Source organism: Holzapfeliella floricola DSM 23037 = JCM 16512 (assembly GCF_001436605.1).
Lineage (GTDB): Bacteria > Bacillota > Bacilli > Lactobacillales > Lactobacillaceae > Holzapfeliella > Holzapfeliella floricola.
The window spans coordinates 202,846-215,237 of the sequence record NZ_AYZL01000020.1; the positions used below are offsets into that span (position 1 = coordinate 202,846).

Here is a 12,392-nt window from a genome sequence, read left to right on the forward strand (position 1 = left end):
ATTAATATGATTATTGTTGATTAAAGTTCGTTTTGTATGTTATAGTTCTCTAATACATTATTTTTACACGAAGAAAGAGGAATAGAGTTTGAACAAAAAAGTAATACTAAGTGCAGGTCTTGCACTAACAAGTTTGTTGTTATTTAATGACAAAGTGGATGCTGCAACTAAAGATGTTACTAGCTTAGAAAAGCCTTCTTGGGTATTTAATACTGGCATGACTCGCGGTATGAACCACGATAGACAGGATCTAGGCTTTATATTAAACAAAGGATCTCAAATAAGAGTTCGAAAACCTTTGACTAATGACGGCTATTCTAATGCTACATTAGAATTGTTAAATGATAACAAAAACACAGAAAAAACGTATACATTGACAAGCAATTGGCAAACAATAACAGTTGATAATACATCTGTTCCATTTATTAATACACCCTATGGTCAAAATAATTTAGAAATTGAATATGATGTACAGGGACAAACAACGGAACTACCTGTTTACAAAAAAGGCGATGATCAATCTATCTTTTTAGATAAATGGGACAAGTCAAAGGCAGATTTTGCAATTATACAGGGTGATAAATTTCAATTAATGATCAACATTAGTGAAAAGGATAAACTGAAAAAACTAAATGATTTTGCTAATATTGATGACTATATTAATTATCAAGATGAACTAATCACATATTATGATCATATAATGGGGTTAAGTGAAACTAGTACAAGTTACAACAAAATACCTCAAAACCGCTTTTTCCTAAAAGCCGATACGAGTGCAGGTGTTGGTGTTGGTGCCTATTATGATACTAACTACACTGCCAATGGTGGTAAATCAGTTGTAAACAGCTGGATGAAAAAAGGAAATTGGACAACTCTACATGAACTGGGTCATGGATATCAACCGAACTACAGTAATGGTAATAATAAATCATCAATGTATACAGGCGAAGTATCCAACAACTTGTTAGGCAATATGTATTTATTAACACACTTTGGTAAAGAAAAAGTTGAAAGCACTTGGCTGTATGATTATGGTCAAAAAGATAAAACACAAGAAGCTGTCTATCAAAGTGTGGTTGAACAAAAACAATCTTACTCACAATTGCCAATAACTCAACGAGAACGATTAGTCATTTTAACAAATATTATTCAAAGTGCTGATATCAGTGTTTGGACAGAATTTAATGAGTGGTATCGTAAATCAATTAATGAAAATAATCCAACTACACAATTACCGCTACCAGATTTATTAAATATGTACTACAGTCAAGCAACGGGGCATGATTATACACCTGTATTTAGCCAATTTGGAATTAGCTTGACTCAAATCAATCAATCAGAGATTAACCGAGATTCAAGAGCTATTATTTCGCCACTTTCAAGTGTTGTCCCTAAGGCTCAACTGAATCAAGCTTCGACTATTTTAACTGGTCAAATAACTGATTCTATTTTTAACTTAGTAACTAATCAGCAGTTAAAACAATTAGGATTAAATGGCGGCACACTTACATTAAATTTCAACGCTAATTCTCAACAACTTAATGATTTAAAAGGGAAGACAGTTGTCCTAAAAGACGGTTCTAATATTATTAAAAAAGCCAAAATTAGCGGTAACACTGTTGATTTTGGAAAAGTTGCTAATGGTGCTTATTCAATTGAAATTAGTGATGCTCCAATTAATATCAGTTGGGATACAAACTATGTTTACGTTAAAGAAAATCAAAATCAAACCAACATTGCTATTTCTGATAATAAATATGGTAACTTGTTAAGCCAACCTATTACCTTGAAAGGAATAAGTGATGGTGATTTTGCTTATATCACACCTAACTTTGATACTAATAACTTAACTATTAATACGCTAAAAGTTAATCAACTACACCCATACTTTAATCGCTATGCGGAAGTGAAAGTGATGGATGACCAGGGAAACGTTATATTTGATAAAGAGTTTAACGGTAAAGTGAATAATGCAGCTGAATCAGTTAACGTACCGATTAAAGAGGGGTATCAGATTGAGATTTACCACACTGAAACTCAAACAAGGTTGAAATCTAATATTTCATCACTTGTTGACCCTACTAAGAATAATACTAATAAATTTGTTGTAAAAAAAGGTTACTTGGAGAATGTTGAAACACATAACAACGGTATCCGCGGAACAATCAATCAAGCAATTCAAGATTTAAGAAATGATAATCAACTTAAACAGTTAAATACGTCAACGTTGAAAAAGAATATTATTTTAGGGTTAAACTTATTAACACAAGATGAAAAAAATGAAATACTTAGAAATAATGCAGAACTTTTAACTATTAAAGCACCGGCTAAAGAATATACATCAGCTATTACTTTAACTGATAATAATCGAACTGATTTTGCAGCAATTAAAACGAATATAGCAAATGGTTATTTAGCGGTTCAATTAAAAGATTTATCCAACTCTAAATTAAATACCTATCTTGAAATTTTAGATGAAAATGGCAAATCTATTTATCAAAATCTTATTTCTAATCAATCAAAATTAACAACAGATGAACTAGATTTAAAATCAGGTTACCAAATCAAACTAACACAACCTGATAATTATTCATCAAATATCGAAAACTCATTTCAAAAAGTCCAAGGTTCTCAAATTTATTATGTCCAAGACAATCAATTAGTTAGCCAAACAACAAAATCTGCAACAGATGAAATTATCAGTGCAGGAAAAACTGCAACTAGTGCAAAGCTATCAAAATCTAAGCAATTAAGTGCAAAAAAACAGTTAGCTAGAAAAATTGCACAATCCGATTTATCTAATACGGATAAAAGTAATTATATGAATCAATTCGATTTAAATCAGACTAATATTACAGATGATACAATTACAATAAATGGACGCAATAAAAAATCTGTTATTCAATTAACAACTAACCAAAACCAAAATAAAATGCAATTAGATATTACTGCTAACAAACCAAGAACAACATCTACAATTGAAGTTTTAGATGAAAATGGTAATCAAGTGATTGATCAAGTTGTTGGTAATAATGATGTTATTAACGAATCTAAAATTATTAATTTGAAAGATAACTATACAGTTAAACTTTCAAGTAGCTCATCAAATTCAATGACAAGTACATTTAATCAATTTAATACAAAGCAAAAACAAGCAACATTTGTTATACAAAATGGTTATTTAGTATTATCTAAATAAAAATATAAATAATTAAAAACGAACTCGTGCTGAGAGAAACATTCTAAGCACGAGTTCGTTTTTATATCTAATAATCCCATCGAAACAGATTAAGCGTTTAATAATTAATATTATGGTGTTTTTAGAGCTAGTTCGAATACTCAATTTAATTAAATAAAAACCATTTAGTATTAATTGGTATCAAAAAATAATCTTAATTACTACTCTGATTTGCAACCTCAAAAAGCATTACTTCCGATAATATATATTATGTTAACCTAAATATATAAGAAAAAAGCATTTTTCAATGCTTTTCCCCCTACTCACTATTTATATTAATATAGCGGTTTTTCACCATCAACTAAGCTGATTCTATCAATATCAACCATCCATGTCAACGCTATTGTTTTATCTCCTAAGTGGGCCCCGATGATTGGACCAAACTCGCAAATTTCAACTGATGCATTGGGATATTGTTCTTTAACATCAGCAAATAACGTTTCAGCTAATTTTTGATTGCTACTATGGTAAACCATGATTTTAACTGGATAAGATAATGATTCTAGTTTTTCGTTCATCAAATTGAAAATTTGTTTAACAGCTTTTTTTGTTGAACGAACTTTATCAAATGATACAATTTTATAAGTTTCATCATCAAAGGTTAATAACGGTTTGATTTTAAGCATTGTTCCAACAAAGGCTGAAGCATTACTTAAACGACCACCACGAACTAGATTTTTTAAATCATCTAAAGCAAACAGCTCATCAGTTGTATCTCTAATCTGATCTAAACGTTCAATAATTTGATCAGGTGTAAATTCATTTTTAATCATTTTAGCAGCTGCTAAAACTAAATTCCCCATTAAGCGAATAGTAATACGTGAATCATATGGATACAAATTCAATTCTGGATGAGTTTCTTTGATGGTTTCAAGTGTTTGAACAGTACCAGAGATAGTGCTCGCTAAGTGAATTGAGATAATAGCTTCAAATCCCTCGTCATGCAATCTTTGGTAAAGTTCAACTAATTGTCCAATTGAAGGTTGACTTGTTTTTGGATAACTAGCACCTTGACGTTGCATTTCAAAAAGTTCATCTGCAGTGATTGTTTCGTTTTCTAAATATTCCTTATTATCAATAAAAACTGGCAAAGGAATAACTACAATCTGGTTATCTTCAATTTCTTTTTTAGTTAGATAACTCGTACTATCTGTAACAAGTGCTATTTTCACTGTGTAATCCTCACCTATATCTTTTTAGAATTTATTACAATTATATCATATTTATAGTGATAATCTACTAATTAAGGTCAATTGCCCTTTATCTAACCTGCTAAAAATAGTAAAATTAAGTGATTGGAGGTTTTTTATATGAGTTTTGATGGAACATTTATCCATAGTCTTTTGACTGAAATAAAACCCGAACTAGTAAATAGCAAAGTTTCAAAAGTTTATCAACCTTTTGAACACGAACTGGTGTTCGTCTTTAGAATTAATCGACAAAACAAAAAATTGTTAATTTCTTCTAACCCACAATATAATCGTATGAATTTAACTGATGAAAAATTCACTAACCCAACTGTTCCCCCTACCTTTGCAATGGTTTTAAGAAAACATCTTGAAGGTAGTTTCTTATTTAAAATTGAGCAAGTTGGCAATGACAGAATTGTTAACTTTTACTTTTTAACCCGTAATGAATATGGTGATGAAGAAGAACTGGTATTGTCCGCCGAATTTATGGGGCGTCATAGTAATATCATTTTGTATAGTAAACGCACTAATAAGATTATTGACTTAATTAAACGTATTGCACCTGATAAAAACCGTGCACGTTTGTTACTTCCTAAGGCAGATTATGAACTTCCCCCTTTGACTGATCAAGAAAATCCATTTGATCTTTCATTAGAAGAGTTTAATGCCTCAGTTAAAGACAGTGATGACTTATCCACTTTAAGTGGTCTTAGTGGTCAGACAAAAAATGAACTTAACTTGTGGTTTGATAAAAAAGGAAAATCTTATCAAGAATTCACTGCGTTTTTTGCTCAGTTTAATACTCCTAAAGCAACTGAAATGATTAATAATGGCAAGACGTCTTTCGCCCCTATTCCACCAATTGATATTGATAACTATGATGAGATTGTTAGCTACCCTTCATTAAGTGAATTGTTAGCGAACTTCTATCAAAGAAAAGCTAATAGTGAATGGGTTAAGCAGCGTTCATCACATGTTGACATGTTAACTAAAAATCAAATCAAAAAGTTGAAAAAGAAAATTCAAGCGTTAATTAAACAACAAAATCAAGCGGAAAACTCGGAAGACTACCGTATAAAAGGTGAACTTTTAACGACTTATCTTCATCAAGTTAAGCCAGGAATGCCCGAAATTGAGTTACCTAATTATTATGATGAAAATAATAGCCTTATCAAAATTAATTTGAAGCCAGAGCTAACGCCTTCAAAAAATTCACAGTGGTATTTTTCTAAATATCAAAAGTTACGAAACTCTATTAAGTATGTTCAAGAACAGATTAACATTGCACGCTCAGAACTAAACTATTTCCAAGGAATCGAAGAAAACTTACGAATTGCAACGCCCAATGATATTGAACAGATTGTTCAAGAGTTACGTGAACAAGGTTACCTTAAGAAAAACCGTAAACAACAAAAAACACGTAACCATAAAAAATTATCCGAGCAAGATATTACTAAGTATCAAAGTTCTGAAGGTAATTCCATTTTAGTTGGTAAAAACAATTTCCAAAATGAATGGCTAACTTTCAAAAAAGCTCAGAAAAAACAATACTGGTTCCATGTTAAAGATATTCCTGGATCACATGTTATCTTACAAACAACTGAACCAACGGATGCTGAAATTCAAGAAGCTGCAGAGATTGCTGCTTATTATTCAAAAGCCCAAAGTTCAGCTCATGTACAAGTTGACTATGTTGAGGTTAAACGTGTAAAGAAACCTAATGGTGCAAAACCTGGATTCGTTATTTATACAGGGCAAAATTCAATCGAAGTTACCCCTCAACCTAACAAAATCGATCAAATGAAACTTTAGTTACTAAATACAGAAGAATGCTTTTGAGTCTAATGCTCAAAGCATTCTTTTATATTTAAGATATAAAAGAAGAATAGGCAGATTTTATGAAAAATTTTTTTCCTGCAAAAGTAATGATATTTATTTATTTACTTATTGCTATTTCAACAACATTTTTTATTTATAGTATGAGCCATGATTCATTAATGTATGGTGATGACTTGAGATTTCATCTATCCCGAGCTTATGAACTTTCTCAAAATAATGGTCGATTTTCCTACATTAATACTTATACCTTCGGTTCTTTAGGTAATATGATAACGGCTTTTTACCCCAGCTTTTTATTATATCCTTTAGCATTTTTTTTATGGTTAAGTCATAACTTTGTTTTAAGTACTTATTTCTTTTTATTTATAATTAACTTAGGGACATTATTAATAGCAGACTATAGTTTTCGCCGAATATTTCAAAATCAACAATGGTACCGTTTAGGTGCAGTAAGCTTTTCCATTCTTTACTATTTTGCTAATTATCGAATGAATAATATTTACATTAGATTTGACCTGGGTGAATTATTAGCACAAGCCTTCTTGCCTGCTGTTATAGGCGGCTTAATTGTATTCTTAACTAGTAAAAATGAGAATCGAAGAATTAATTGGCTTCTTGTTTTTGGATTTACAGGGGTTGCATTAAGCCATTTATTAAGTATTATCTTAGTTGTAATCACGCTTTTTGTGCTTTTATTGATTCAATTTTGTCACCTGATTTATCAGTATCAAACAGGTTATATTGAAGAATCAAGACTACGTGATTTTGTCTTAACTATTGCAAAAAATACAGGGTTTTTACTATTATTAACAAGCATTACTTGGCTGCCACTTGTTTCACACATGCTGGTACTGCATGACACTTTGACGATGTCTTTTGATCAAGGTGAAGTTTATAAAAGTTTAGATATTATTGATTTTATTCAACGAAATATAGATGGTAGTTACTTCTATAATGGCTGGTTGCTACTATTATTAATAGTTATTCCAATCTTTCTTTTATTTAACAAAAAAGCACCCTTTTGGACGAGAAGTTTGAGTTTTTTCAGTATTATGATGGTGTTGGTTCAGACAACTATATTGCCAGTAGATAAAATTATCCCTCTTTTATCTAAAAAATTACAATTTTCTTGGCGTTTTAATGAACTTTACTTCATTCTGATTATTTGGTTAACCTGTTGGTTTATTTTTATTTACTTACCTAAAAACCAGTTTTATCAACAATATGATTGGATTAAAAAACCTAACTTTTTCTATGCAGTAACTGCCCTGTTATTTGCCTTTACAAGTATTAACGTAATCAATCATTGGTATAGCGTCTCTACTAATTACGCTGCTACATTAAGTAAGCCAACTTCTATGCGTAAAAAATTAGACAATCACAATCTAGCGCAAGAGTTATCTGTACAGCCTTATGTCTTAGATTACCTTCCACAAAGAACGAAGTCAGTTATTAATGACTTGAAGAAACATATGGTTATGAGTACAAAAGCCAATCACCTATCTCAAGTCAGTCATGCAGAATACACCACGAAATTAACACTTGAATCAAATGAATTCATCTTTAATATCGAAGATAACCGTCAAGGTGACTATCTGTTTATTCCAATCATTGCTTATAATCATGATTATCGAGTGACTGTTAATAATCAAGAAACTGACTTTGAAATTAGTCAAGAGCACGTTCCATACATCAAAAATCCAACTGATAAGTCAATTGAGATACGTATAAAATATGTTCCTGCTTGGTACGATTGGTTAGGACAAGTAATCTTCTTGTTGACACTTATCGGAACAGCTTTCATTTATTTAGAAAAAACAAGCAAAAAACCTTACAGATTAATTAAAAATCCGTAAGGTTTTTTACATGGGTTGTGTTGTCAAAGCTTGCGACTCAAGTACCTCTAAAATGTATTCTGCTGATTGCAAACGTGAAAAAACAGGAATATGGTGTGTTAATGCAACATCTCTAATTTTGATAGCTGCACGGTTAACAGGTTCCGAAAAATTTGTCGTATTAATAACCATATTAACATGATTAGCGATTATCTTATTAATCAAAGATGGGTTCCCACCTTGAAGCTTAGCAACAACTCGAACTGTAATACCCTGTTCTGCTAAATAATCTGCTGTTCCTTCTGTGGCAATCAATTTAAATCCCAATCGTCTAAATCTTTTAGCTAAATTAATGGCTTTATCTTTATCTTCATCATTTACTGAAATAAAAATAGTTCCGTAACTTGGTATTTTTAATCCTGCACCCTCATATCCTTTATAAAGTGCCTTAGGAAGTTCCGTGTCACGCCCCATTACAAAACCACTGGCTTTCATGACAGAATCAAAAATATCTTCTCCAGTGAAACCAAGTCTTGAAAAAACAGGCATTTTAACATGTATTAGTTGATTGTTAGACCAAATATCCTCTAGAAATCCCAGGTCTTTAATCTTCTCACCTAGCAAGACCTTCATTGCAATTTGAGATAGATTTTTTTTAAGTGATTTAGATAAAAATGCAACGTTGTGACCTGCATAGTTCTTAACTTGTAAGACATAAACTGCATCTTCTTGAATTAAAAAGTGAATATTTAAAAATCCTTTTGCCTTTAATTCCTTAGCCAGAGCTATTGTCATATCACGAATTTGTCGTTGATGGGTTGACGATAAGTTTTGCGGATTAAAAACAGCAATCGAATCACTCGCATGGCTCCCTGACTGTTCTAAATGCTCAATAATGCCAGGAATTGTCACTTGTTCACCATCACTAATAGCAGTGACTTCGTACTTATGCCCTTCAATAAATTTACTAATTGAAATATCTGAAACATCAGATTCTTTGAGATACTGCTCTAGAGCATCTTTTTCAAAAACTACTGCTGATTTACGTACTTTATGAGCTCTTTTACCACCGATTAACAATGGATACCCTACTTTTTCTGCAAAATTAATAGCTACAGAATTATGGCTAGTAGTTAGTCCAGAAACTCCAGGAAATCCTAAATCATTTAATAACTGACTGAAGTTTTGCTTTTGTCCAATGAGGTCATTAACTTCTTCACTTCCACCTAAAACAGTGAGATTATTTTTTTGAAGAACAGGTAATAACTGTGTTGCCATTTTTCCGCTGAATTGTGTCAATACATATTTAGGTGATTCAACATTAGCAATTTCTAAAATGTTTTCTAACGTAACAGCTTCAAAGTAAAGGCGATCGACTAACTGATAATCTGCACTGATTGATTCAGAATTATTAGTTAACAAAACAGTTCGATATCCTTTAGCTTTTATCTCTTGAATAGCATTATAAAGCATATAATCAAATTCTGAATTTTGAGAAATTTGAAATGGGCTTAATCCAATGATTAAAATTGTCGGTTTTTCTTGATTAAAGGGAACAATTTCATTCCTAGCTTGATAAGCATGAAAAACAGCGTTGTTATAAGTTGGGTAAAACCCTGCTGTTGATTCAATGTATAGACCACTAGGAATAATTTGATGTTGATGTCTAAATTGATGTATTTTTTGCTCTGAACAGCGCCATAGTTTAGCAACAATAACATCGGCAATTCCTCGATGCTTAGCTTTATCTAAAACATCTTCATCAAAGGGATGAGATAAAATTTCTTGCAATAATTCAGTTAACCTAGAAAATTTTTCAAGATAGGTAGGATGAATTTTAGTGTAATCATGAATATTTTTTAAGGAAAACCCACTATTAAATGCAGCTAGAATAACAAAAATCAAATTCTCATTTGGTTGAACTAACTGACTTATTAACTCTTCTTTAGAAAGATTAGCAAAAAATTTGAAGTTCAACACTTTGGAAACTTGATTAGTGGCCAGAACCGCTTGCATTAACGCTGCTTCAAAATTTCGGCCTACTCCTACACTTTCACCACTTGAATGCATCTTATTATTCAAAATATAATGGTTTTCTCCTAAGTCGGCAAAAGACCACATTGGCATTTTAACGCTGACAGCATCTAAAACAGGTTCAATAGCTGCACTTAGTTTTGTAGCTGGATTAGTAATTTCATCTAAAGTATAACCCAAAACTAGCTTGGCTAGAATATAACCAATGTTATATCCTGTTGTCCGATATGCTAATAAGTTGCTTCTAGTTACGCGTGGATAAATGCCTATCACTCTAAATCGTAATTTATCGGTTAACGGCTTCACCGCAAACCTAACACTAACAATACCAACAATCTCAAGTGAATCAATTATCTTTTTGGTATACCTTCTAAGAACTTGGACTTTATGATCATTAAGCGTTTGTATAGGTGAGACACTAATTGAGTCCCCCGCATTAATCCCTGCAGGATTGATGTTTTCAGCATAATTCAACACAATCATTTGTCCTTTATTATCTCGTAATGCATCAATTGTGTACTCAGTATAATCGGATAAATCTTCTTGAACTTCGTAAGAATTCTGAAGACTAAAGTCTTTTCGCTTTTCTTCTTTAAAAATAGTACGCAGTTCTTCAGCATCATTAAGATGTCTAAACCCTAGATGAGCATCATATTTTTCTGGCTTTAGAACAATGGGGAAATTAATTTCTTCTATTCTCGTATTTAAGTCATTATCAGCAGGATCTAGACGTTGCTTTTGTGTAACGGAAATACCTGCTCCGTGTAAAGCTGTATTAAAATCATACTTATTTTGCGTAAATTTAAGTGTCTGAATGGGCAATGATAATAGTTTGATAGACAGTTCGTTTAAGATACCATCTTCATATAACTCATAAGCCATTTTCATACCAACTTTACTTCCAAAAATGGAGACAATTGCATCGGGTTCTTCCATACGAATAATTCGTTTTAAAAATTCAGTTGTCATCGGTTCTAAATAAACAGTAACGTCATCATCATGATCAGTTGCAACAGTTGCGGGATTGGGATTAATAATCACAACCTGTTTGTCTTCTTCTTGAAAAGACTTAATCGCTTGTTTGGTAATCAAATCAAACTCAGCTATTTCACCTACAATACTTGGACCAGAACCTAAGATTAAGATTTTTTTGATACTGTTACTAAACATTCTTTTGTTCCTCCATTAATCTCAAAAAGTCGTCTAAAATAACAACTGCTTCTTTTGTTCCGGGAGCTGCCTCTGGATTAAAAGCAATAGACAATAATGGTATATCACGTAATTCATATCCCGCAACATATTGATGATGTAACTCGTAATAAACTTCGTTAAAATCATAATTATCAAGCCTTGTATCAGGCTCAATTAATTGCTGAACATTCATGGATGTTTGCTTAAGTTTATCACGTTTATTCTGATCAATGATTGGGAAATTAGTACCATAAAAGCTGATACGAGTCCTGTCAGTTAATGAAAACCCTAAAATTTCAGAAGTTATTAAAAATCCTAATCCAATGGCCATTAAAGGAATGCGCCCCATTAACCCTTCAACCACTGATTTAATTGCTGAAACATCTTTTAAATGTCCTGGTCCATTTGAAATAATGACACCATCAGGATTTAAACTCATGATTTCTTCTAACTTTGTATTGAATGGTAACACTAATGTATTAATCTTTCTAAGAGATAACTCTCGTAATAATGAGTGTTTAATACCTAAGTCCAAAACAATAACTGTCTTGCCGACATTAGGTGCTGCATAGGCTTGTTTTGTAGAAACCATCGAAGCTAGATTTTTAGGCAATACAAGTGCTTTAATTTGATCAAAAGCATGCTGATCATTAGCATCCATAAAACTTGCTTTTTTAACATTTCGACGTGTGATTTTACGAACTAAGCTTCTTGTATCAACATTATACAGTCCGGGAATATTCTTTTCTTTTAAGAAAGCATCCAGATTAAATAAATCATTATGAATCCCTTGATTATAATCTAATTGATTAATTACAACACCCTTAACTGTGGGGTCAATAGATTCATAATCAATTGCTGAAATCCCGGCATTTCCTAAAATTGGCGTTGTAAATACCAAAATACGACCACTGTTTGTTGGGTCAGTGATCGCTTCTTGGTAGCCATAATTACTGGTTTGAAAAGTTAGTTCACCAGTGGTTGTGACTGCTGAACCAAATCTGATTCCAGAGTAGTAAGTACCATCTTCTAAAATCAAATAACGTTTATCCATTTTTTGAGCCT

6 protein-coding genes are annotated in these 12,392 nt (G+C 31.8%); 3 read left to right on the forward strand and 3 right to left on the reverse strand.

Translation table 11 applies throughout. The annotated features are described in order from the left end of the window. Positions 1-88: 88 nt before the first annotated feature. Positions 89-3,199 carry a putative mucin/carbohydrate-binding domain-containing protein gene (locus FC86_RS05230; RefSeq protein WP_056975016.1) on the forward strand — a complete coding sequence of 1,037 codons (3,111 nt, stop codon included), beginning with the start codon at positions 89-91 and terminating at the stop codon, positions 3,197-3,199. A gap of 314 nt (positions 3,200-3,513) precedes the next feature. Here the strand turns inward: FC86_RS05230 and FC86_RS05235 are convergent, their stop codons facing one another. Next, the gene (locus tag FC86_RS05235) at positions 3,514-4,410 is read right to left on the reverse strand and encodes a DegV family protein (RefSeq protein ID WP_056975017.1); all 897 of its coding nucleotides are present in this window, start codon (positions 4,408-4,410) and stop codon (positions 3,514-3,516) included. A gap of 138 nt (positions 4,411-4,548) precedes the next feature. Between FC86_RS05235 and FC86_RS05240 the strand changes: the two genes are divergently transcribed. After that, positions 4,549-6,240, forward strand: coding sequence for an Rqc2 family fibronectin-binding protein (locus FC86_RS05240; protein ID WP_056975018.1), 1,692 nt, complete (start codon positions 4,549-4,551; stop codon positions 6,238-6,240). 86 nt (positions 6,241-6,326) lie between these two features. Next, complete coding sequence (locus FC86_RS05245; RefSeq protein ID WP_056975019.1) at positions 6,327-8,123, forward strand: hypothetical protein; 1,797 nt, start codon at positions 6,327-6,329, stop codon at positions 8,121-8,123. A gap of 6 nt (positions 8,124-8,129) precedes the next feature. Here the strand turns inward: FC86_RS05245 and FC86_RS05250 are convergent, their stop codons facing one another. Both FC86_RS05250 and FC86_RS05255 read right to left on the reverse strand, forming a co-directional pair. Next, a complete protein-coding gene (locus FC86_RS05250; RefSeq protein WP_056975020.1) occupies positions 8,130-11,306 on the reverse strand; it encodes a carbamoyl phosphate synthase large subunit in 3,177 nt (1,058 codons plus the stop codon). After that, the gene (locus tag FC86_RS05255; protein WP_056975021.1) at positions 11,299-12,381 is read right to left on the reverse strand and encodes a carbamoyl phosphate synthase small subunit; all 1,083 of its coding nucleotides are present in this window, start codon (positions 12,379-12,381) and stop codon (positions 11,299-11,301) included. The genes FC86_RS05250 and FC86_RS05255 overlap by 8 nt, the downstream gene beginning before the upstream one ends. Positions 12,382-12,392 lie beyond the last annotated feature (11 nt).

Bases quoted from the DNA above. Each gene is read 5' to 3' on its own strand.
- FC86_RS05245 (WP_056975019.1), top strand. From the start codon at position 6,327: ATGAAAAATTTTTTTCCTGCAAAAGTAATGATATTTATTTATTTACTT.
- FC86_RS05250 (WP_056975020.1), bottom strand. From the start codon at position 11,306: ATGTTTAGTAACAGTATCAAAAAAATCTTAATCTTAGGTTCTGGTCCA.
- FC86_RS05240 (WP_056975018.1), top strand. From the start codon at position 4,549: ATGAGTTTTGATGGAACATTTATCCATAGTCTTTTGACTGAAATAAAA.
- FC86_RS05255 (WP_056975021.1), bottom strand. From the start codon at position 12,381: ATGGATAAACGTTATTTGATTTTAGAAGATGGTACTTACTACTCTGGA.